This window comes from Brevundimonas sp., from assembly GCF_046295075.1.
Taxonomy (GTDB): domain Bacteria; phylum Pseudomonadota; class Alphaproteobacteria; order Caulobacterales; family Caulobacteraceae; genus Brevundimonas.
In genome coordinates this window covers 72,725-95,007 of sequence record NZ_JBKBOC010000012.1, presented here as the reverse complement: position 1 = coordinate 95,007, position 22,283 = coordinate 72,725, and the positions used below count along the sequence as shown (strand labels likewise).

The following is a 22,283-nucleotide window of genomic DNA, read 5'->3' as shown; positions in this document are numbered from 1 at the left end:
AGGCGTCGAGAAGGTCGAAGGCCCCGACTTCGCGTCGGAAGTCGCCTCCATGATGGGCGGCAACTAAGAAATCTTCCCCTCATTCGTGAGGGTTTTGTATCAGAAGGGCGCGTTCGGCTTTATGGCCGGCGCGCCTTTCGTCTATAAGAAGTCGCCTGATTCAATGGCGCCGCAGTCAAACGGACCTTCCCGCATGCCCGACGCCACCTCGACCTTCCGCTACAAACGCGTCCTGCTGAAGGTTTCCGGCGAAGTGCTGATGGGCGATCAGTCGTTCGGCGTCGACATGAAGACGGTCGATGCGGTCGCCAAGGCCGTCGCGGACGTGGCGGCGGAAGGCGTCGAGATCTGCCTGGTGATCGGCGGCGGCAACATCTTCCGCGGCCTGTCCAAGGCGGCGGCGGGTATGGAGCGATCACAGGCCGACTATATGGGCATGCTGGCGACCATCATGAACGCCCTGGCGATGCAGTCGGCGCTGGAGAAGATCGGCGTCTCGACCCGCGTACAGAGCGCCATTCCCATGGCCGCCATCGCCGAACCCTACATCCGCCGGCGCGCCCTGCGTCATCTGGAAAAGGGCCGTGTCGTGATCTTCGCCGCCGGCGTCGGCGCACCCTTCTTCACGACAGACTCGGGCGCGGCCCTGCGCGCCGCCGAAATGGGCTGCGACGCGTTGCTGAAGGGCACCAGCGTGGACGGCGTCTATACCGCCGACCCCAAGAAGGACCCGACCGCCACCCGCTATGAAACCCTGACCTACCAGGATGTCCTGGCCAAGGACCTGCGGGTCATGGATGCCTCGGCCATCGCCATGATGCGCGACACGGGCATACCGATCGTGGTCTTCTCCATTCGTGAAGAAAACTCGCTGCGCCGGACCCTGACCGGCGAAGGCACGTTCACGGTCATTCAGGACGTCGCTTGAACGTCTGCGTGACCAGGAAAGACAAGAGAGACCAAGACCATGGCAAAGCCTGAACTGAAGACCTATCGCGACCGCATGGAGCGGTCGGTCACCGCCCTGAAGGAAGAGTTCAGCGGCCTGCGCACCGGACGCGCCAACGCGGGCCTGCTGGAGCCTGTGCGGGTCGAAGCCTATGGCTCGGCCTCTCCGCTGAGCGCCGTCGCCGCCATCAGCGTGCCCGAGCCGCGCATGATCAGCGTCAATGTCTGGGACAAGGGCATGGTCGTCGCCGTCGAAAAGGCGATCCGCAACGCCAACCTGGGCCTGAACCCCATCGTCGACGGCCAGACGCTGCGCATCCCCGTGCCGCCGCTGACCGAGGAACGCCGCAAGGATCTGGTCAAGCTGGCCGGCAAATACACCGAGCAGCAGAAGATTTCGGTCCGTAACGTCCGCCGTGACGCCAACGACGACCTCAAGAAGGCCGAGAAGGCCGGCGAGATCAGTCAGGACGAACAGAAGAAGATGGAGACCGAGGTCCAGAAGGAAACCGACGCGGCCATCAAGCGCATCGACGAAGCCTTGAAGACCAAGGAACAAGAGATCATGCAGGTCTAGACGAAACGGCTTGGCCCTGAAGGGATCACACCACAGATGACGGCAGACAGCGCCGCGCCTTCAGGCCAAAGCCCAAAGGAACGGGGCCCGGATGGGCCGCGCCATGTCGCCATCATCATGGACGGCAATGGACGTTGGGCGCAGGCGCGCGGCCTGCCGCGGGCGCTGGGCCACCGTGAGGGCGTGCAGGCGTTGAAGCGCACGATCCAGGCGGCGCCGGACTTGGGCATCGACTGTCTAACCGTGTTCGGTTTCTCGACCGAGAACTGGAGCCGACCGGAAGACGAGGTGTCGGATCTGATGGGGCTGGTGCGGACCTATGTCGCCAGCGATCTGGCGCGTCTGACCAAGGCGGGTGTGCGCCTGAAGATACTGGGCCGTCGCGAAGGCCTGCCTGTAGACATCGCCGCCATCATCGAAAAGGCCGAAAGCCAGACGGCGCATAATGATCGTTTCCTGCTGCAGGTCGCCTTCAACTATGGCGGCCGGGCCGATCTGGTGGATGCTGCGCGGCGGCACATGGAGCGGGTGTTGGCCGGCGAAACGGTCGAGCCGATCACCGAGGCGGTCCTGACCTCAGGGCTGGCGACGGCGGGTTCGCCGCCGCTGGACCTGATCGTCCGCACATCCGGCGAGCAGCGCCTGTCGAACTTCCTCCTGTGGGAAGCCGCCTACGCCGAACTGGTGTTCCAAGACATTCTGTGGCCCGACTATGGACCCATGGCGCTGGCCGAGGCGATCTCGGCCTTCGGTCAACGTGACCGTCGCTATGGCGGCCGTGTGGTCGCGCCTGAGCGCGCGACGGCCTGATGGCGGTCAAGGGGCGTGACATTGCGTTGAGGGCCGCTTCCGCCGCCGTGCTGGCGCCGGCTGCGGTCGCTGCGACCTGGTTTGGAGGCGTTTGGTTCCTGGCGCTGGTCGTCGCCGCCGCCGTCGTTCTCGCTTTCGAATGGGGCGCAATGAGCGCGCCTAAAGCGCCGCGGCCGATCGGCTTGGCCGTTGCTCTTGCGGTCGTAGCCTCCGTCGTCAGCGCCTACTTCGGCGTCATGTCGGTGGCTTTTGTCACCTTGGTATTTGGTGCCGCGGCCGCGGGCCTGCTCGCCCGCAAGCGCGGACAACAGGCGGTCGATGCGGCCTACGGCGTGCTTTATCTCGGCTGGCCTTCAATTCTGCTGATCTGGCTCCGGGACGGCGAAAGCCCCGTGGGCCTGCACTGGACGGCGCTGGTCTTCGCCGTGACTTGGTCGGCGGACATCTTGGCCTATCTGGCAGGATCGACGTTCGGCGGCCCCAAGCTTTGGCCGCGCTATTCGCCCAACAAGACGTGGTCGGGCTTCATCGGCGGTATTCTTGCGGGGGCGGTGGCCGGCGCCGCCATTACCGCTTGGTTCGACATGGGCCGGCTGACCATATTTTGGGGTGCGATTCTGGGGCTTGCGGCGGCGCTGGCGACCATGGGCGGCGACCTGTGGGAATCGGGCCTGAAGCGTCGGTTTGGGGTCAAGGACGCGGGCAACACCATTCCCGGCCACGGCGGCCTGTTGGACCGTGTCGACGGCCTTATGTTCGCGGTTGTCATTGTCGCGGCGGGGCGGCTGGTCGTTCTGATGCTGGAGCGCGGAGCGTGATCCGGCGTCGCGTCACGGTCCTGGGCTCGACCGGCTCGGTCGGCGCCTCGACGCTGGACCTGATGGATCAGGCCGAAGCGACGGGCACGGGCGTTTTCGAGGTCGAGGCGCTGACCGGCGGGGCGAACATCGCCAAACTGGCCGAACAGGCCCGGCGCTGGCGTCCGAAACTGGCGGTCACGGCCGATCCGGCGCGACTGGACGCGTTGCGAGACGCCTTGGCAGGAACGGACATCGCGGTGGCCGCCGGCGACGCCGCCATCGTCGAAGCGGCGACGCGGCCGGTCGATTGGATCATGGCCGCCATCGTAGGTGCGGCGGGACTGAAGTCGGCCTGGGCGGCTGCGGCCACCGGCGCGACCCTGGCGCTGGCCAACAAGGAAAGCCTGGTCTGCTGCGGCCCGGCGCTGATCGAGCGGGTCAAGCGGGCAGGGGGGCGGCTGATCCCGGTCGATTCCGAGCATTCGGCCATCTTCCAGGTCTTTCCGGCCGATGCGCCCGAGCGGGTGTCCAGGTTGATCCTGACCGCATCGGGCGGGCCTTTCCGACAGACCCCGCGCGACCAGATGACCGGCATCACGCCCGAACAGGCTGTGGCCCATCCGAACTGGAGCATGGGGGCCAAGATTTCGGTCGACAGCGCCACCATGGCCAACAAGGGCCTGGAGATGATCGAGGCGGCCTATCTGTTCGATATGCCGCAGGACCGAATCGACGTGGTGGTGCACCCCGAATCGATCATCCACAGCCTTGTGGAATATGTGGATGGTTCGACGTTGGCTCAGATGGGGCCGCCGGATATGCGCACGCCCATCGCCTGCGCCCTGGCCTGGCCTGACCGTATCGCCTGGCCAGCGCCCAAGCTGGACCTTGCGGCCCTGGGGCGGCTGACGTTCGAGGCGCCCGATCTGGTGCGTTTTCCGGCGCTGGATCTGGCCCGTCAGGCGTTGAAGGCGGGGGGCGCGACGCCCGCCGTGTTCAATGCGGCGAATGAGGTCGCGGCCTTCGCATTTCTTGACCGCAAGCTGGCCTTTCTCAATATTGCCGCAGTCGTCGCCGAAACCCTTGAGCGTGCGACGAAAGCGGGAATGGCTTTCGGTTCTGGAGACGCCTGCGGCGCGGCCCTGTCGGTCGATGCCGAAACGCGTCGAATGGCCGAAACCGTCATCGCCGGTCTTGCGAACGCGGCCTGATAGCAGGCCAGGGGAGACGATTTTCGAATGCTGGGCGTCCTGGGTCAGGTCCTGATCTCAATCGCCTCGTTCCTGCTGGTGCTGACGTTCATCGTCACCATCCATGAACTGGGTCACTTCCTCGTCGCGCGCGCCTTTGGCGTGAAGGTGGATCGCTTCGCGGTCGGCTTCGGCAAGGCTGTGTTCAGCCGCACCGATCGTCACGGCATCGAATGGCGGCTGGGTTGGCTGCCACTGGGCGGATATGTGAAGTTCTCCGGTGATCTGGACGCATCCAGCGTGCCGGACAGGGCAGGGCTGGACGAACTGCGCCAGCGTGTGGTCGCCGAGCGCGGGCCGGGCGCCGAGCGTGATTATTTCCACTTCAAGCCCGTGTGGCAGCGCGCATTGATCGTCGCCGCCGGACCCATCGCCAACTTCATCCTGGCCATCACCATCTTTGCGGTCGTCTTCATGGCCGTGGGCGTTTCGTTGCGCCCCGCCCGCGTGGCTCAGGTTCAGGCGGGATCGCCCGCAGCCGCCGCTGGCTTCCAGGTCGGCGACCTGATCACCGACGTGAACGGCAAGCCCATCAAGGACGGCAGCGCGGTGACGCGCACCGTCATGCTGTCCACCGGCGATCCCGTCCGCTTCACCGTCGAGCGCGCTGGACGGCCCGTCGAACTGATCGCGACGCCCGAACGCCGCGAAGAGAACGATCCCATCGCCGGACGGGTGAAGGTCGGCCGCATCGGTCTGGGCCTTGGGTCGTCGGCCGGCGATGTGCGCCATGTCCGCTATGGCCCGGTCGGCGCCGTGGTCGAGGGCGTGCGCCAGACAGGCGACGTGATCGGCTCGACCCTGACCTATCTCGGGCGTCTGGTGACCGGTCGCGAGTCGGGCGATCAGTTCAGCGGACCGTTAGGCATCGCCAAGGCGACAGGGTCGCTGACGACCGCTGCGGTCGAGGCAAACCCGGCGCCGAGCGCCATCGCGATTAACCTCGTGCTGACGCTGACAACCTTGGCCGCCATACTTTCGATCGGAATCGGCTTTCTAAACCTTCTTCCCATCCCGATCCTCGACGGCGGGCATCTGCTTTTCTACGGTTATGAAGCCGTGGCACGGCAGCCTGTGTCGGCGCGGTTCCAGGAGATGGGCTATCGTGCAGGCCTTGCGCTTTTGGCGGGATTTATGTTGTTCGCGACGTGGAACGACCTACAGAAGCTCAACCTCTTCCAATTCCTCGGCGGGCTCGTCTCGTGAGCCGACGCCAGCCCCCGATGGTTTCCCGAATGAATGACATGACCTCTCGCGCCGCCGTTCGACTCAGCGCCCGTTCCAGCCTGCTGGCTCTGGCCGTCGCCGCCGGCCTCGGTGCGCCTGCCCTGGCTCAGACTGCGCCCGCGACGGCGCCCGCCACGCCGGCACCAGCGCCCGCTCAGACCGGAACGCCGCAAGCGCCTGCCGCCGGCGCTGAGCCTCGTGTCGAGATCGCTGCGCCGCAGACGATCACAATCAATCGCATCATCGTGCAGGGCGCCCAGCGGATCGATCAGACGACAGTCCTGTCCTATCTGCCGATCCGTCCCGGTGACGCGGTGGACGCCTCGGTGCTGGACGTCGCCGTGCGCACCCTGTCGCGCACCGGCCTGTTCGCCGACGTTCAGCTGGGCATCCAGAACGGCGACCTGATCGTTCAGATCGTCGAAAACCCGATCATCAATCAGGTGGTGTTCGAGGGGAACAAGGCGCTTTCCCAGGATAAGCTGACCAAGGAAGTCACCCTGGCGCCGCGCGGCATCTATACCCGCGCCAAGGTGCAGGAAGACGTAGGAGCCATCGTCGAGCTGTATCGCCTGCAAGGCCGGATTTCCGCGACCGTGACGCCCAAGCTGGTTCAGCTTGAGCAAAACCGCGTCGATGTGATCTTCGAGATCAACGAAGGTCCTCAGACCGGCATCAGCGCAATCAACGTCCTGGGCAACGACGCCTTCTCTGATCGCGACGTGCGCGGGGTTATGGTCACCGAGAAGTCCACTTGGTGGAAGTTCTTCTCCAACAACGACAACTACGACCCCAACCGCCTGGAATACGATCAGGAGCAACTGCGGAAGTTCTACACCAACCGCGGCTTCTATGATTTCCGTGTCGTCTCGTCGGTCGCCGAGCTGCAGCCCGACGATCAAGCGTTCCAGCTGACGCTGACGTTGAACGAAGGCGACAAGTACAACTTCGGCGAGGTCAAGGTCGTCACCCAGAACGACCGTCTGAACGCGGACTTCCTGCAACGTCTGATCCCGATCCGTTCGGGCGATCTGTACGAGAGCGACAAGATCGAGCAGGCGGTCGACGCCCTAACCTTCGCCGCCGGTTCGGCGGGCTACGCCTTCGTCGAGATCAACCCGACCTACAAGGCCAATCCCGAGACGGACACGGTCGATGTGACCTTCAATGTGTCGGAAGGCCAACGAGTCTACATCGACCGCATCAACGTGGTGGGCAACACCCGCACCATCGACCCGGTCATCCGTCGCGAACTGCTGCTGACCGAGGGCGACGCCTTCAACCGCGCCCTGATGGAGCGTTCACGCAATAATCTGCGCGCGCTGGGCTTCTTCAAGGACGTGACGGTCGAGGAAACGCGCGGCAGCGCGCCGGACCGTTCAATCATCAACGTCAACGTCCAGGAACAGCCCACCGGCGAACTGTCCGTCGGCGCGGGCTTCAGCTCGGTCGACAGCTTCACCGTCAACCTGGGCATTTCCGAGCGGAACTTCCGCGGACGCGGCCAGAACGTCGTCGCGCGTCTGGAATGGGGTTCGCTGCGCCAGCAGGTGGACTTCCGCTTCACCGAGCCGAAGTTCCTGGGCCGTGACCTGCGGGCCGGCTTCGACGTATTCCACTCGCGCTACGACCTCAGCGAATATTCTTCGTACGACTACCGCTCGACCGGCGCGGGCCTGCGTCTGTCCTATCCGCTGAACGGCAATATGCTGCTCAGCACGCGCTACTTCCTGAAGTCGGACGAGATCATCGTGCCGACCGGCTATTGTGACGGCGCGGGTCAGGGGTCTTCGGCGCTGTGCGATCAGGTCGGCAGCTACATCAACTCGTCGGCGGGCTACACGCTGCAGATGAACTACACCAACGACCCCATCCGCCCGACGCGCGGCTGGGCGGGCTCGCTGCGTCAGGATCTGGCGGGTCTGGGCGGCGACGTGAACTATGTGAAGACCGAGGCCGACGCCAGCTGGTACTATGGCTTTACTCCCGCTTGGGTCGTCAGCGTTCAGGGCTCGACCGGTTATGTCAGCGGCTGGAACGGCGACCCGATCCGCATCAACGACCGCTTCTTCAAGGGCGGCAACAGCTTCCGTGGTTTCGAGACGGCCGGTATGGGGCCGCGCGACCTGACCACGACCGACGCTCTGGGCGGCAACTTCTACGCCATCGGCACGGTCGAGCTGACCCTGCCGAACTATCTGCCCGAGCAGTACGGTATCAAGACCTCGCTGTTCGCGGATGTGGGCACGCTGGGCGTGCTGGACGACCGTTACAAGCTGACGTCCACGGGCACCGTGAACACAAATATCGCCGACGAGCTGTCGCTGCGCGCGTCGGCCGGCATCAGCATTCACTGGAGGTCGCCGATGGGGCCGATCCGCTTCGACATCTCCAAGGTGCTGTCCAAGGAAGACTACGACAAGACGGAATCCTTCCGCTTCTCGACCTCCACCCAGTTCTAATCGCGGCTTTTTAGACCGCACGAGGAAATCCTATGAAAGCTCTGATCATCGCGGCGACCGCCGCCGCTTCGCTTCTCGCCACCGCCGCTTCGGCGCAACAGGCGCCCGCCAACCCCGGCCCGGTCATCCCCGGCGTCTGCGTCTATTATAACGCGCGTCTGCTGGCCCAATCATCGGCCGGTCAGGCCGTTGAGGCCCGCATGCAACAACTGGCTCAGGAAGTTCAAGGCGAACTGCAACCCTACGCCACGCAGATCCAGACCGAGGCCCAGCAGCTGCAGACGTCGGGCGCCAGCCTGCCGGCCGACCAGTTGCAACAGCGCCGTCAGGCCCTGCAGCAGCGCGCGCAGGAAGCCCAGCAGCTGGAATCCACCCGTGAGAACGAGCTGCGCTACACCCTGGGCATGCAGCGTCAGGCCATCACCGAAGCCGTCTCGCCGATCCTGACCGCGCTCTATCAAGAGAAGGGCTGCGGTCTGCTGCTCGACCGTGAGAGCGTCTTCATGATGAACCCCGCCATGGACGTGACCGACCTGGCGATCCAGCGCCTGAACACCGCCCTGCCGACCTTGAGCTTCAACCGCATGCCGGTGCCGGCTCAGACGCAAGCACAACCGGCAGCCGCCAACTAAGCCGCCGATGCCGGATCCTCGCTTCTTCGAAACCCTGTCGCCCCTCAGCGTCGCCGACCTGGCGGCGCAGATTGGCGGCGAGGTCGAGCGGGGTGGGGATCGCATGATTGCCTCCGTCGCGCCCCTGTCCTCTGCGGACCGGGGCGCGATCGCGTTTCTGGGCGACCGCAAGTTCGCCTCCGCCCTGGCGGCGACGAAGGCCGGCTGCGTGATCGTGCAGGCCGAGGCCAAGGACGCGGCGCCTGTAGACGCCGCCGTGATCGTTTCGAGAACGCCTCAGGCCGCCTGGGCCAAGGCGTCGCTTCTGCTGCACCGCGCTGTCACGCTCGATACAGCGATCACGCCTGACGAAGCGGCCGAGGACGACAGCGTTGTGGTCGAACCGGGCGCGATCCTGGGCAAGGGCGTCCGTATCGGTCGGGGGTCCCGCATCGGCGCCAACAGCGTCATTGCGCCGGGCGTGCAGATCGGCCGGGAGTGCGTCATCGGCTCGAACGTCACCGTCGGCTTCGCCCTGATCGGCGACCGGGTGAAGCTGTACGCCGGAGCACGGATCGGCGAGGCGGGTTTCGGCGCCACCGGTACGGCCGCCGGCGCCATGGATATTCCCCAACTGGGCCGCGTCATCCTGCAGGACGGGGTGACGGTCGGCGCCAACTCCTGCATCGATCGCGGCGCCTATGATGACACGGTCATCGGCGAGAACACCAAGATCGATAATCTGGTCATGGTGGGCCACAACTGCGTCATCGGCCGAAACAATCTGATGGCCGCCAACACGGGCATTTCGGGCTCGGTGACCAGCGGCGACAATGTCATCTTCGGCGGCAAGGCGGGGATCGGCGACCACATCACCATCGGCGAGGGCGCTCGGGTCGCGGCCGGGGCCGGGGTGCTGGCGAACATTCCGGCAGGCGAGACCTGGTCCGGTTATCCGGCGCGTCCCATCCGACAGTTCTTGCGCGAAACCATCTGGCTCGCCAAACAGGCCTCTTCAAAGAAGGCCCCGAAGGAATCATAGGGATGAGCGAAGACGGCAAGATCGATTACGCCGAGGTGATGCGGCGGCTGCCGCACCGCTACCCCTTCCTGCTGGTGGACAAGGCGGAGGCCTTCGTGCCTCGCACCTCTATCGTCGGCATCAAGAACGTCAGCCACAACGAACCCTTCTTCCAGGGCCATTTCCCGATCGACCCCGTCATGCCCGGCGTGCTGATCGTGGAGGCTATGGCCCAGACGGGAGCCCTGCTGATGTCCAAGACCCTGGACGTCGCCGTGGCCGACAAGGTCATCATGTTCATGTCCATCGACGGGGTGCGCTTCCGCAAGCCGGCGCGGCCGGGCGACCAGCTGCGGATGGAGGTCAAGGTGATCAAGGCGCGCGGCGACGCCTACAAGTTCCGCGGCGAGACCTTCATCGACGGCAAGCTGGCGGCTGAGGCGGAGTTCATGGCCATGGTCGTGACGGTGCCTACTCCAGCGACAGAGCCTGCCGCCTGATGACCATCCACCCGACCGCCCTGATCGACGCCACGGCGACCCTGGCCAACGGGGTCCAGGTCGGGCCTTGGTGCACCGTGGGGCCGAACGTGGTGCTGGCCGAGGGCGTGCGCCTGGTCAGCCATGTGGTGGTTCAGCAGGATACGACGGTGGGCGCCGGGACGGTGATCCATCCGTTCGCCGTCATCGGCGGCGACCCGCAGCACAACGGCTACAAGGGCGAGCCGGTGCGACTGGAGATCGGCGAGAACAACCTGGTCCGCGAGCATTGCACGTTCAATCGGGGCACGCCGCAGGGGACGGGCGTGACCGTCGTCGGGTCCAACAACCTGTTCATGACCGGCGCCCACGTGGGCCACGACTGCGTGGTCGGGAACAATGTCGTCATGGCCAACAACGCCACCCTTGGCGGCCATGCCCACGTCGGGGACAAGGTCTTCCTGGGCGGGCTGTGCGCCGTCCACCAGAACGGACGTGTGGGGCAGGGGGCGATCATCGGCGGTCTGGCCGCCGTGACCCGCGACGTCATCCCCTACGGCTCGGCCTGGGGCAATCATGCGCGGCTGCGCGGGCTGAACCTGATCGGGCTGAAGCGCAAAGGCTACGGCAAGGACCAGGTGCGGCGGTTGCTGGCGGCCTATCGTGACCTGTTCGAGGGGCAGGGCGAATTTGCGGGTCGGATCGACGGCGTGGCCCAGGCCTATGCCGACCTGCCCGAGATCATGGAGATCATCGCCTTCATCCGCGACGGCGGGCGGCGTCCGCTGTGCCTGCCGAACGCGGAATGACTGGGTTTGGCAAGCTGGGCCTGATCGCCGGCGGCGGCGACCTGCCGGCGGCGGTGGCGGCGCGGTGCGACGCCGAGGGGCGGCCAGTCTTCCTGATCCGCTTGGCCGGGTTCGCCGATCCCCATCTGGCGTGCTGGCCCGGCGCCGAGTTCGGCATGGCGCAGATCGGGGCGATCCTGAAGGCGCTGAAGGCAGAGGGCTGCACGACTGTCTGTCTGGCTGGCATCGTCAATCGGCCGGATTTCAAGACGTTGAAGCCCGATTTCAAGGGCGCGACCCTACTGCCCGGCATCGTGGCGGCGGCGTCCAAGGGCGACGACGCCCTGTTGCGCAAGATCCTGTCAGTGTTCGAGGCCGAGGGCTTCGCCGTCGAGGGCGCCGACGACATTCTGGGCGGTGAAATGCTGGCTGCCGGGGCGCTGGGCGCCGTGTCGCCGACGCCGGAGCAGCTGGCCGACCTGAAGAAGGCGCTGCACGTCGCGGAAAAATCGGGCGAACTGGACATCGGGCAGGGTGCCGTCGTCTGTGACGGCCTTGTCCTGGCGGTCGAGGCGCAGGAAGGGACCGACGCCATGCTCAGCCGGGTCGCCGGGCTACCGGCCGATCTGCGCGGCTCGGCCGGCGATCGCAAGGGCGCGCTGGGCAAGGCGCCCAAGCCAATCCAGGACCTGCGGGTGGACATGCCGGTGATCGGGCCGCGCACGGTCGAGATGGCGGCGGCGGCGGGTCTGGCCGGCATCGGCGGGGTGGCGGGACGGCTGATCCTGATCGACCGCGCGGCCATAATCGCGGCGGCCGACCGTCTGGGTCTGTTCGTCTGGGGCGAAGCGCGATGAGCCGCCCCTTGAAGATCATGCTGGTGGCGGCCGAGGCCTCGGGTGATGCGCTCGGCGCCGGTCTGGCCAGGGCGTTGAAAGCGCGGCTGGGTGCGGACGTCACTTTCGTCGGCGTCGGCGGTCCCCGGATGGCGATAGAAGGCGTGGTCAGCCCGTTCAACATCGCCGAACTGTCGATCCTGGGCTGGATCGAGGGCCTGCGCGCCTACGGCAAGGTCAAGCGCCGCGTCGAGGAGACGGCGGCGTTGGCCGAACGAGAAAAGCCCGGCGCCGTGGTCCTGATCGACAGCTGGGGCTTCACCATTCGTGTGGCCAAGGCCATCCGCGCCGCGCGGCCGGATGTGCCTCTGATAAAATACGTCGGGCCGCAGGTGTGGGCGTCCCGGCCGGGCCGGGCCAGGACGCTGGCGGGTGCGGTGGATCATCTGCTGGCGCTATATAGCTTCGACGCCCCCTGGTTCGAGCGTGAAGGTTTGCCGACGACCGTGGTCGGCTCTTCCGCCCTGCACGTCGATATGACCGGCGCCGACGGCGCAGCCTTCCGTGCGCGACGCGGCATCGCCGCCGACGCCAAGCTGCTGCTGGTGCTTCCAGGCAGCCGCCCCAGCGAAATCACGCGGATGACGCCGGTCTATGAGGCGGCGATCGGCAAGTTGAAGGCCATTGATCCGACGCTGGAAATCGCCGTCGTCGCCGCCGGGACCGTGGCAAGGGATGTCGCGGGACGGGTCGCCGCCTGGCCGTTCCGGGCGCATCTGGTGGACGAGGCCGAGAAGTACGACGCCATGCGCGCCGCGACGGTCGCCCTGGCCACAAGCGGCACGGTTTCGACAGAGCTGGCCCTGGCCGGCGCGCCGATGGTCATCGCCTACAGGATCGACGGGCTGAGCTATCAGCTGATGAAGCGGATGGTGACGGCGAAACACGTCACTCTGTTCAACGTCGCCGCCGACGACAGGATCGCACCGGAGTTCATCCAGCATGAGGCGACGCCCGCCATCCTGGCGGCGGCGGTCGGTCGGTTGCTCTCCGATCCGGCCATGGCGGTCGAGCAGGCGCAACGTCAGACAGCGGCCCTGGACTTGATGGGGCGCGGCGGAGCGGACCCGTCGGAGTTGGCGGCGGACGCGGTGCTGAAAGTCATCGCCGCCAAGCTGAAGAGCTGACGATGGGGCGGGCCCTCAGTCCTCGGCGCGCTGCCGAGGTGCGGGCCGCGTTGCAGATGGCGGTCGGCGCCATGGCGGCCCTCTATCTCGCCACCTGGCTGAACCTGCCGCACCCCTACTGGAGCGTGATCTCCGCCATCGTCGTCATCCAGGCCAGCGTCGGGGGCGGGGTGCTGACCGTCGCGCGGGATCGGGCGATCGGCACGGTGACGGGCGCGTTGGCCGGTGCGGTCTTCGCCTTCCTGCGTCCGCCCGGCATGGAAAGCATGGCCCTGAGCATCGCCGCATCCACGGCCTTGCTGGCGTTTTTCGGAACCGGGCGCCCCTGGCTGAAGATCGCACCCGTGACGGCGACCATCGTCATCGCCGGCGGGACCGGGGCGGAAGGGCCGGCCTCGCTGGCGCTGGATCGCGTGATGGAAATCCTGGTCGGCAGCGGCGTGGGGGTCCTGGCTATCCTGGCGCTGTTTCCCCGGCACGCCCGCCAGTCGTTCAAGCTGCAGGCGCGTGAGGCGGCAGGCGAAGCGGCGGCGCTTTTGGCTTTTGTGTCTAAGGGCGATCCGTCGGACGCGTCCGAGATCACCCGACGCCATGCCGATCTGAAACGACGGCTGGATGCGCTGGGCCAGGCGGCGAAGAACGTGATCGATCTGCCGGGGCCGCAGCGTGAAACGGCCGACCGCGCCGCCTTGGCGCGCGCCTTCTGGCGTGTGCGCAGCGACATCGTGATTCTGGGGCGTGGTTTTCAGGCCGAAGGCGCAGGCGCGAGGCTGGATCCCTGGTCGCAGGACGCTGCGCGTGCGGTGGCGCGGCTGGAAGCCCTTTCGCAGGGTAAGGCCGCCGCGCCGATGGGGCCGATCAACCAGAGCCTGGCCCTGTCCATCGCCGTGGAGGGCGACGACATGGCCTTGGGCGCCGCCGCCATCGGCGTGGCGCACATGCACCGCGATCTGGACGATCTGGCCGCGCGGTTCGCCGATCTGAAGCTGGTCTGACGGCAAACAAAAACGCCGGGGATGGCTCCCCGGCGTTCTACATTTTCAGACGTGAAGCCGTCGATCAGCCGCGCTGTTCGATCGGCACGTAGTCGCGCTCGGTCGGGCCCGTGTAGAGCTGACGCGGGCGGCCGATCTTCTGCGACGGATCGGCCATCATTTCTTGCCACTGGGCGATCCAGCCCACGGTGCGGGCCAGGGCGAACAGCACGGTGAACATGCTGGTCGGGAAGCCCATCGCCGACAGGGTGATGCCCGAATAGAAGTCGACGTTCGGGAACAGCTTGCGCGAAGTGAAGTATTCGTCCGACAGGGCGACCTTCTCCAGCTCCTTGGCGACCAGGAACAGAGGGTCGTTCTCGCGGCCCGTGGCGGCCAGGACTTCATAGGCCGACTGTTGCATGACTTTGGCGCGCGGATCGTAGTTCTTGTACACGCGGTGGCCGAAGCCCATCAGCTTGTACTTGCGGTCCTTCACGCCCTGGATGAAATCGGGGATGTTTTCCGGCGTGCCGATCTGTTTGAGCATGGTCAGCGCCTCTTCGTTGGCGCCGCCGTGCGACGGGCCCCACAGGCAGGCGATGCCGGCGGCGATACAGGCGAAGGGATTGGCGCCCGACGAACCGGCCAGGCGGACGGTCGAGGTGGAGGCGTTCTGTTCGTGGTCGGCGTGCAGGGTGAAGATGCGGTCCATGGCGCGCACCAGGGCCGGATCGACGTTATAGTCCTCGGCCGGCACGGCGAAGCACATGCGCAGGAAGTTCTCGGCGTAGGACAGGTCGTTGCGCGGCGACACGAACGGCTGGCCGATGTGATATTTATAGGCGCGGGCCGCGATGGTGGGCATCTTGGCGATCAGGCGGATGGCCGAGATGTCGCGCTGGACCGGATCATGGATGTCCAGGCTGTCGTGATAGAAGGCTGACAGGGCGCCGACGGTGCCGACCATGATGGCCATCGGGTGGGCGTCGCGGCGGAAACCCTCGAAGAAGCGGTCGAACTGGCTGTGCAGCATCGTGTGCATGGTGATGCTGTCTTCGAACTTCTCGAACTGCTCGGCCGTCGGCAGCTCGCCGTGCAGCAGCAGGTGGCAGACCTCCACGAAGTTCGACTTCGACGCCAGCTGGTCGATGGGATAGCCACGGTGCAGCAGCACGCCGGCGTCGCCGTCGATATAGGTCAGGGCCGATTCGCACGCAGCGGTGGAGGTAAAGCCCGGATCGAAGGTGAAGGCGCCCGTTCCCGCATAGAGCTTGCGGATGTCGATGACGTCCGGGCCGGTGGAGCCCGAAAGGACCGGCAACTCGACGGTCTTGTCCTCGAAGGACAGGGTCGCCGAGCTGGCGGGTTTGGCTTGTTCAGTCATGAATGCCCCTTTGCATCATACGTCCAGGCGCGGGGAGGCGTCGGCCGCTTTTTGGTTTGTGGGTGATCACTTAGTCTGTTGCAGCGCATCATCCAAGCGCCCGAGACTTTCGTCGCGCCCAAGAGCCGACAAAGTTCGTGCAATATCAGGTGATGTTGACCCTGCGGTAAGAGCCATACGCATCGGCGGACCGATCTTGCCGAAGCCGACGCCCTCGGATTCGGCGAAGGCTTTGAGCTCGGCTTCCAGCGCGAAAACGTCCCAGGACTGGAACAGAGCCAGCCGGTCACGCAGGCGACCGAGGCGCTCCAGCGTCTCACCGGTCAGCAGGGCCAGTCCCTTGTCGTCGAGAACCAGCGGGCGAGTCTTCAGGACGAATGCGGTCTGATCGGCCAGGTCCAGCACTGTCTTGGCGCGGTCCTTCAAGAAGGGCATGGCGCGTTGAAGCCGGGCTTCGTCCGCCTCGGCGAGGATGTGGCCGCGCTGCAGGTGCATGTCCAGCGTCAGCTTGGCCAGGCGCTCGTCGTCCGCAAGTCGCAGCCAGTGAGAATTGACGTGGGCCAGCTTGTCGTAGTCCAGACGAGCGGGGGCCTTGCCGATGCCCGCGAGGTCGAACCATTCCACCGCCTGGGCGTCGCTGAACAGCTCGTCATCGCCGTGCGCCCACCCCAGACGGGCCAGATAGTTGCGCATGGCCTCGGGCACATAGCCCATCTCGGCATATTCATGCACCGCCTGGGCCCCGTGCCGTTTCGACAGTTTGGCGCCGTCGGGCCCGTGGATCAGGGGGATGTGGGCGAAGGTCGGCCGGGTCCAGCCCAGGGCGTCGTAGATCAGGCTCTGACGGGCGGCGTTGTTCAGATGGTCATCGCCGCGAATGACGTGGGTCACGCCCATGTCGTGGTCGTCCACGACGACGGCGAGGTTATAGGTCGGCGCACCGTCCGAGCGCAGCAGCACCAGGTCGTCGAGATCTTCGGTGGACCAGCTGACCGAACCCTGAACTTCGTCGGCGACGGTGACGGTCGTCGCCTTGGGGCGGCGGAAGCGCACGACATGGGGCAGGGCCAGATCATCGACCGTGGGCTCGCGGTCGCGCCAAGGCGATTCGAATGAGCGTCTTTCGGCCTTGGCTTCGTCACGCAGACGGCCGGTGTCCTCGGCAGAAGTGAAGTCGCGGTAGGCGTGGCCCGTTTCGAGCAGTTGATCGACCACCTCGCGGTGGCGGTCGGCGCGGCTGTACTGGAACACCGGCTCTTCGTCGGCGAACAGCTCCAGCCAGCTCAGGCCGTCGAAGATCGCCTTCACCGCTTCATCGGTCGAGCGTTCGCGATCGGTATCCTCGACCCGGATCAGGAAACGCCCAGCGTGTCTCTTGGCGTACAGCCAGTTGAACAAAGCGGTTCTCGCCCCGCCGATATGCAGATAGCCTGTCGGCGAGGGGGCGAAGCGGGTGACGACAGTCGAGGCGGGTGAGGTCATAGGCGATGGGTCCGTAAGCGAGGCCCTTATACGCTCCGACGCGGCAAAGCCTACCCCCGCCGCGCGATTGCGCGCGTGGTTGGGCGAGGAGGTCGCGGCGCAGACACTGCGATGGCGGTTGTGGGCGCCGGTCGCATTCGGCGCCGGCGCCGCGGTCTATTTCGCCCTGCGGATCGAGCCAGGGTTGTGGCCTCTGTTGCTGGGCGCAGTCGTCGCCTTTGCAGTCTGGATCGCGGCGAGGCGGCGGGGATGGGCGCGGCGTCTGACTTGGCCGCTATTGATGCTGGCCTGTGTCGCCGGCGGTTTGGCGGCCGCCAAGGTCCGCACCGAAATGGTCGCCGCCCCAATCGCGCCCGCAATGAGCGAGCCGACCGTGATCGAGGCCTGGGTCGTGGACGTAGACAGTCCTGGCCAGAGGGGTGCGCGGATCGTGATCGCGCCGGTCTGGATACGCGGACTGACGCCTGAACAGACCCCGGTGCGTTTGCGGGCGACGGTGAGGGGCGAACCGCCCAGGCCCGGCGAGGCGATCCGTCTGTTCGGCATCCTCAATCCGCCGCCTGCGCCGGCCAGCCCCGGCGCCTATGATTTCGGCCGCAACGCCTTCTTCCAGGGTATGGGCGGTGTGGCCTTCGCCCTGGGTGAGACACGGCCGGCCGATCTCGCGCCGCCGCCATGGCGGCTTCGGTTGGCGATGGCCGTAAATGGCGCGCGCTATGCCTTGGCGGAAAGGATCGTGGCGCGCCTGGGCGAGCGGACGGGCGGAATCGCCGCCGCCATGACCACCAGCCACGAAACCTGGATCAGTCAGGAGGACATGGACGTCATGCGGGATTCCGGCCTGGCGCACATCCTGTCGGTGTCCGGTCTGCACATGGCCATCGTCGGCGGTTTCGTCTTCTTCGCCGTGCGGCTGGGCGTGGCGGCCTGGCCTTGGCTGGCCCTGCGGGTTCACGGCAAGAAGGTCGCGGCCATGGCCGGGCTGACGGCGTTGGGCGTCTATCTGGTGGTGTCGGGTGCGCCGCCCCCGGCCGAGCGGGCGGCCATCACTGCCTCCATCGCCTTTCTGGCCATCCTGCTGGATCGGCAGGCGGTGACGATGCACGGCCTGGCCGTCGCGGCCTTCATCGTCCTGGCCATCCAGCCGGAAGCCATCGTCACTCCGGGCTTCCAGATGTCGTTCGCGGCGACCGCCGCCTTGGTCGCCCTGGTCGAGGCCTGGCCCAAGCGGACGCGAGAGATTTCCGCCCCGTGGCCGATCCTGGCGATCCAGCGGTTCGGCGGATGGCTGACGGCGGCCGTAGCGGCCAGCGTCGTGGCGGGGCTAGCGACCGGGCCGTTCGCCATGCAGCATTTCAATCGCACGGCCATGTATGGGTTGCTGGCGAACCTGGCCACGTCGCCGGTTGCGGACTTCATTCTGATGCCGGCCCTGGCCATCGGCGCGGCGTTGGAGCCGCTGGGATTGGGCGGGCCTTTCCTGGCGGTTGCGGGATGGGGCGTCGATCTGATGCTGGCGATCGGAACCTGGACGGCGGGGCTGCCGGGAGCGGTGCGAACGGTGGCCAGTGCGCCGGACTATGTCCTGCCGATCGCCTTCCTGGGGGTGCTGTTCGTCTGTCTGTGGCAGGGACGACTGAGGTGGCTGAGCCTGCCGCTGGCGGCGGCCGTACTGGTTTGGCCGCGCGCGCCGACGCCGGATGTGTGGATCGGCGACGGGGGGACAAACGCCGCATTTCACCGCGAGAAGGCGGCGATTGTCGTCAGGCCCGGCGTCCGAGAGTTCGCCGTCGATCTGTGGTCGCGAAGACGCGGCCTGACCATGACGGATCGGCCGGAGACGGGCTGGGCTTGCGAGCGCTTTTCTTGTCGGCCAGAGGCTGAGCAAGTCGGTCCTGTCGCGATCTGGTGGGGACGCAAGGCTCCCAGTCCGGACCAGATGGAGGCCTTATGCCGCGCGGCCCCCGTCGTCAGCGTGCGTGCGGTCGTCACCTCGATCCCACGTGCTTGTCAGGATCGCCTGCTGCTCGACGGCATCGATTTCGCCAGAGGCGGCGCGGTCGAGTTATGGCGTGTCAGTCCGTCTGAAACGGGCCGATGGCGCGCCGTCTGGACGGCCGACGTGCGGGGCGACCGCCCCTGGGCACGCCAGCCCAACCCGGACGTCAGTGATAGCGGCGCATGAGGCCGACCAGCTTGCCCTGAACGGCGACCTGATCCGAACCGTAGATCTTGGTTTCGTAGTTGCGGTTGGCGGGCTCCAGCGCGATGGAGGCGCCCTTCTTGCGAAGCCGCTTCAGCGTCGCGTGTTCGCCTTCGACCAGCGCCACGACGATCTCGCCCGAGGAGGCGTTGTCGGTCGATTTGATGACCACCATGTCGCCGTTCAGAATGCCCGCCTCGATCATCGAATCGCCTTCGATCTCAAGCAGGTAGTGTTCGCCCGAGCCCAGCATGGATTCAGGAACGGGATAGCGCGCCGTCTCGTGCTCGATGGCGTCGATCGGCGTGCCGGCGGCGATCTTGCCCATCAACGGCAGTTCTCGGGTATCATTGGCCGCAAGCGGCGCCAGGGCGCGGCCACCGCCGCCTTCGATGACGTCAGGCTTGAACCCGGCCCGGCCGCGCGGCGCGCCGGCCGTGGCCTGTTCGGGCAGTTTGGTGACTTCCAGGGCGCGAGCGCGGTGGGCGAGGCGGCGGATGAAGCCGCGCTCCTCCAGCGCTGTGATCAGCCGGTGGATGCCCGACTTGGACGCCAGGTCTAGCGCCTCCTTCATCTCGTCGAACGAGGGAGAGACGCCCGTCTCCTGAATCCGTTCGTGGATGAACATCAGCAGTTCGTGCTGCTTGCGCGTGAGCATCGCCAGGCCCTCATGCGCCCGCCGACGAATCGGAACGGGCCGTGAACATTTGTCGATGTTCTGTAAGTGTTCCTTCCTAATGTCAACTTAACAGCGCCTTTGGGACGCCGCGTGACGCAAGGAATGCGATCAGGCCGCCAGCAGTTGCCGCGTCGCCGCCTCGACATCCGCCTGACGCATCAGGCTCTCTCCGACCAGAATGGCCTGGGCGTGGGCGGCCGAGACGCGCTCGACATCCTCGGGCGTGAAGATGCCGCTTTCGGCGACCAGCAGGGCGCGGACGGGGCTGAGCATCGACAGGCGCTCGGTCACTTCCAGATCGACCTCGAAGGTGCGCAGCGACCGATTATTGACCCCGACCAGATCACCGCCGAGCGCACAGGCGCGGGCCATCTCTTCCTCGTCATGCGTTTCGATGAGGGCGTCCATGCCGAAGCGCTCGGCTTCGGACAGCAGTTCTGCAGCCAGCCGATCATCGACCATGGCCAGGATGATCAGGATGCAGTCGGCGCCCAGGGCGCGGCTTTCGGCCACCTGCCAGGGATCGACCAGGAAGTCCTTGCGCAGACAGGGCAGGGCGACCGCGTCACGAGCCTGGCCCAGATAGGCGTCATCGCCCTGGAAGCTGGGACCGTCGGTCAGGACCGAGAGGCACGCCGCGCCGCCCGCTTGGTAAGCACGTGCCAGGGCCGGCGGGTCGAAGTCGGGACGGATCAGGCCCTTAGACGGGCTGGCCTTCTTGATCTCTGCGATCAGGGCGGGGCGGCCGGTTTCTTCTACCACACGCTCTAGGGCGGCGCGGAAACCACGCGGAGCCGAAGCGGTGCGGGCCAACGCCTCGATCGCGTCCTGCGAGGTCGCGGCCATGCGGGCGGCGACGTCTTCACGCTTGTAGGCGGCGATACGGTCCAGAACGTCGGTCATGCGGGGTCTTGGCTTTCCAGCGGCGTGGAGGTGATGCGGGCCAGACGCTCCAGAGCCTCGGCGGCCCGGCCATCGTCGATGGCTGCGGCGGCGAGGACAGCGCCTTCGGCAAGGTCGGCCGCCCGGTCCGATACCACGAGGGCGGCGGCGGCGTTCAGCAGCACGATGTCGCGGTAGGGACCGGCGGCTCCCGCGAGCAAGGCGCGAAGGGCGACGGCGTTCTCCTCGGCGTCGCCGCCACGGATGTCTTCGATGGAGGCGCGGGGCAGGCCGGCGTCCTCGGGCGTGACCTGGAAACGGCGAACCGCGCCGTCCCTCCATTCAGCCACTTCCGTCGATCCAGAGGTCGCCAGTTCGTCCAGGCCCTGTCCATGGACCGTCCAGGCGCGCGTCGCGCCGAGCCGACCCAGCACCTCAGCCAGGGGCTCCAGCAGGCGAGGATCATAGACGCCCATGACCTGGCGTTTCGCAGACGCCGGGTTTGAAAGTGGGCCCAAAAGATTGAAAACGGTGCGGAAACCAATCTCGGCCCGCACGGGCCCGACATGCCGCATGGCCCCGTGGTAGGCGGGGGCGAACAGGAAGCAGATGCCGGCCTCGTCCAGCGCCTTCCTCTGTTGAGCCTGATCCGCCATCAGGTTAACGCCCAAGATCGACAGAACGTCGGAAGACCCTGATTTCGAAGACATCGCCCGGTTGCCGTGCTTGGCGACCTTGAGGCCAGCGCCGGCCAGAACGAGGGCGGCGGCCGTGGAGATGTTATAGGTGTGCTGACCGTCGCCGCCGGTGCCGCAGGTGTCGATCACCTCGTAGGGATGATCCAGCGTCAGCGCCGCCTCTCGCATCGCGCCGGCGAAGGCGGCGATCTCATCCACCGTCTCGCCGCGCATCCGCATGGCGGTGACGGCGGCGGCGACTTGCGACGGGGTCGGCTCGCCACGCAGGCAGGCGGCGAAGAAGTCGTGCGCCTGTTGCGATGTCAGCGGATGGCCCTCGACCAGTCGGGCGAGGATCGGCTTGAATCCGTCTTCCACCGTCAAGCGGCCGCGAGGCGCTTCACGCCGGCGATCTCCAGGAAGTTGGCCAGCATATCGTGACCGTGTTCGGTGGCGATGGACTCCGGATGGAACTGCACGCCGTGGATCGGGCGGGTGCGATGCTGCAGGCCCATGATCTCGCCATCGGCGGTCCAGGACGTGACCTCCAGACAGTCGGGCAGGCTCTCGCGCTTCACGGCCAGCGAATGATAGCGGGTGGCTGTGAAGGGCGACGGCAGACCGGCGAAGACGCTCTTGCCCTCGTGCAGGATCGGCGAGGTCTTGCCGTGCATCAGGGTCTTGGCGCGGATCACGTCGCCGCCGAAGGCCTGGCCGATCGCCTGATGGCCCAGGCAGACGCCCAGGATCGGCATCGACGGCGGAGCGGTCTCGATCAGCGGCAGGCAGATGCCGGCCTGGTCCGGCGCACAGGGGCCGGGCGACAACAGCACGGCGGCGGGGTTCAGCGCCCACGCTTCGTCCACCGTCAGGTCGTCGTTGCGCACCACATGCGTCGGCGCGCCCAACTCCGCGAGGTAGTGGACGAGGTTGTAGGTGAAGCTGTCGTAGTTATCGACGACGAGGATCATGGCTTGGCTTCTAGGCTCGACGGGCGTCCGAG

General features: G+C 66.5%; 21 protein-coding genes. 15 read left to right on the top strand and 6 right to left on the bottom strand.

What is annotated here, in order from left to right; genetic code table 11:
- Positions 1 to 193 precede the first annotated feature (193 nt).
- The 14 genes from pyrH to ACK4MH_RS10805 are packed head-to-tail and all read left to right on the top strand — an operon-like array spanning position 194 to position 13,991.
- The gene (pyrH, locus tag ACK4MH_RS10870) at positions 194 to 928 is read left to right on the top strand and encodes a UMP kinase (RefSeq protein WP_135195905.1); all 735 of its coding nucleotides are present in this window, start codon (positions 194 to 196) and stop codon (positions 926 to 928) included.
- Positions 929 to 967: 39 nt separating this feature from the next.
- Positions 968 to 1,525 (top strand): ribosome recycling factor, encoded by a 558-nt coding sequence (gene frr, locus ACK4MH_RS10865; protein WP_135195906.1) that lies wholly within the window; start codon positions 968 to 970, stop codon positions 1,523 to 1,525.
- A gap of 36 nt (positions 1,526 to 1,561) precedes the next feature.
- Positions 1,562 to 2,335: a polyprenyl diphosphate synthase gene (uppS, locus tag ACK4MH_RS10860; protein ID WP_409718049.1), complete on the top strand. Its 774-nt coding sequence runs from the start codon at positions 1,562 to 1,564 to the stop codon at positions 2,333 to 2,335.
- A complete protein-coding gene (locus ACK4MH_RS10855) occupies positions 2,335 to 3,153 on the top strand; it encodes a phosphatidate cytidylyltransferase (protein WP_409718046.1) in 819 nt (272 codons plus the stop codon). The genes uppS and ACK4MH_RS10855 overlap by 1 nt, the downstream gene beginning before the upstream one ends.
- On the top strand, positions 3,150 to 4,346 hold the full coding sequence (gene dxr, locus ACK4MH_RS10850) for a 1-deoxy-D-xylulose-5-phosphate reductoisomerase (RefSeq protein WP_409718043.1): 1,197 nt from the start codon (positions 3,150 to 3,152) through the stop codon (positions 4,344 to 4,346). The genes ACK4MH_RS10855 and dxr overlap by 4 nt, the downstream gene beginning before the upstream one ends.
- Before the next feature lie 27 nt (positions 4,347 to 4,373).
- Positions 4,374 to 5,591, top strand: a complete 1,218-nt coding sequence (locus ACK4MH_RS10845; protein ID WP_409718040.1) for a M50 family metallopeptidase — start codon at positions 4,374 to 4,376, stop codon at positions 5,589 to 5,591.
- Between the two features lie 29 nt (positions 5,592 to 5,620).
- Positions 5,621 to 8,074: an outer membrane protein assembly factor BamA gene (gene bamA / locus ACK4MH_RS10840; protein WP_409718037.1), complete on the top strand. Its 2,454-nt coding sequence runs from the start codon at positions 5,621 to 5,623 to the stop codon at positions 8,072 to 8,074.
- Positions 8,075 to 8,106: 32 nt separating this feature from the next.
- A complete protein-coding gene (locus ACK4MH_RS10835) occupies positions 8,107 to 8,706 on the top strand; it encodes an OmpH family outer membrane protein (RefSeq protein WP_409718035.1) in 600 nt (199 codons plus the stop codon).
- A 7-nt stretch (positions 8,707 to 8,713) separates the two neighbouring features.
- Entirely contained in the window at positions 8,714 to 9,727 is a 1,014-nt protein-coding gene (gene lpxD / locus ACK4MH_RS10830) for a UDP-3-O-(3-hydroxymyristoyl)glucosamine N-acyltransferase (protein ID WP_409718033.1), read from the top strand.
- 2 nt (positions 9,728 to 9,729) lie between these two features.
- Complete coding sequence (fabZ, locus tag ACK4MH_RS10825; protein ID WP_292148992.1) at positions 9,730 to 10,206, top strand: 3-hydroxyacyl-ACP dehydratase FabZ; 477 nt, start codon at positions 9,730 to 9,732, stop codon at positions 10,204 to 10,206.
- Complete coding sequence (gene lpxA, locus ACK4MH_RS10820; RefSeq protein WP_409718030.1) at positions 10,206 to 10,994, top strand: acyl-ACP--UDP-N-acetylglucosamine O-acyltransferase; 789 nt, start codon at positions 10,206 to 10,208, stop codon at positions 10,992 to 10,994. Before fabZ ends, lpxA begins: the two co-directional genes overlap by 1 nt.
- Positions 10,991 to 11,830: a UDP-2,3-diacylglucosamine diphosphatase gene (lpxI, locus tag ACK4MH_RS10815; RefSeq protein WP_409718028.1), complete on the top strand. Its 840-nt coding sequence runs from the start codon at positions 10,991 to 10,993 to the stop codon at positions 11,828 to 11,830. The genes lpxA and lpxI overlap by 4 nt, the downstream gene beginning before the upstream one ends.
- Positions 11,827 to 12,996 (top strand): lipid-A-disaccharide synthase, encoded by a 1,170-nt coding sequence (gene lpxB / locus ACK4MH_RS10810; protein ID WP_409718026.1) that lies wholly within the window; start codon positions 11,827 to 11,829, stop codon positions 12,994 to 12,996. Before lpxI ends, lpxB begins: the two co-directional genes overlap by 4 nt.
- Positions 12,997 to 12,998: 2 nt before the next feature.
- Positions 12,999 to 13,991 (top strand): FUSC family protein, encoded by a 993-nt coding sequence (locus ACK4MH_RS10805; protein ID WP_409718024.1) that lies wholly within the window; start codon positions 12,999 to 13,001, stop codon positions 13,989 to 13,991.
- Positions 13,992 to 14,055: 64 nt separating this feature from the next.
- Here the strand turns inward: ACK4MH_RS10805 and gltA are convergent, their stop codons facing one another.
- Both gltA and gltX read right to left on the bottom strand, forming a co-directional pair.
- Positions 14,056 to 15,357: a citrate synthase gene (gene gltA, locus ACK4MH_RS10800; RefSeq protein WP_409718022.1), complete on the bottom strand. Its 1,302-nt coding sequence runs from the start codon at positions 15,355 to 15,357 to the stop codon at positions 14,056 to 14,058.
- A gap of 66 nt (positions 15,358 to 15,423) precedes the next feature.
- Positions 15,424 to 16,839 (bottom strand): glutamate--tRNA ligase, encoded by a 1,416-nt coding sequence (gene gltX, locus ACK4MH_RS10795; protein ID WP_409718019.1) that lies wholly within the window; start codon positions 16,837 to 16,839, stop codon positions 15,424 to 15,426.
- Between the two features lie 67 nt (positions 16,840 to 16,906).
- Here gltX and ACK4MH_RS10790 point away from each other — a divergent pair, with 67 nt between their 5' ends.
- Positions 16,907 to 19,024 carry a ComEC/Rec2 family competence protein gene (locus ACK4MH_RS10790; RefSeq protein WP_409718016.1) on the top strand — a complete coding sequence of 706 codons (2,118 nt, stop codon included), beginning with the start codon at positions 16,907 to 16,909 and terminating at the stop codon, positions 19,022 to 19,024.
- On the opposite strand, the gene lexA is transcribed toward ACK4MH_RS10790, so the two are convergent.
- The 4 genes from lexA to ACK4MH_RS10770 form a co-directional block, all read right to left on the bottom strand.
- Entirely contained in the window at positions 19,005 to 19,700 is a 696-nt protein-coding gene (gene lexA, locus ACK4MH_RS10785) for a transcriptional repressor LexA (protein WP_159851186.1), read from the bottom strand. The genes ACK4MH_RS10790 and lexA overlap by 20 nt on opposite strands.
- Before the next feature lie 129 nt (positions 19,701 to 19,829).
- A complete protein-coding gene (trpC, locus tag ACK4MH_RS10780) occupies positions 19,830 to 20,624 on the bottom strand; it encodes an indole-3-glycerol phosphate synthase TrpC (protein WP_409718013.1) in 795 nt (264 codons plus the stop codon).
- On the bottom strand, positions 20,621 to 21,658 hold the full coding sequence (trpD, locus tag ACK4MH_RS10775) for an anthranilate phosphoribosyltransferase (RefSeq protein WP_409718010.1): 1,038 nt from the start codon (positions 21,656 to 21,658) through the stop codon (positions 20,621 to 20,623). The genes trpC and trpD overlap by 4 nt, the downstream gene beginning before the upstream one ends.
- Before the next feature lie 2 nt (positions 21,659 to 21,660).
- The gene (locus ACK4MH_RS10770; protein ID WP_409718008.1) at positions 21,661 to 22,251 is read right to left on the bottom strand and encodes an anthranilate synthase component II; all 591 of its coding nucleotides are present in this window, start codon (positions 22,249 to 22,251) and stop codon (positions 21,661 to 21,663) included.
- Between the last annotated feature and the right edge of the window lie 32 nt (positions 22,252 to 22,283).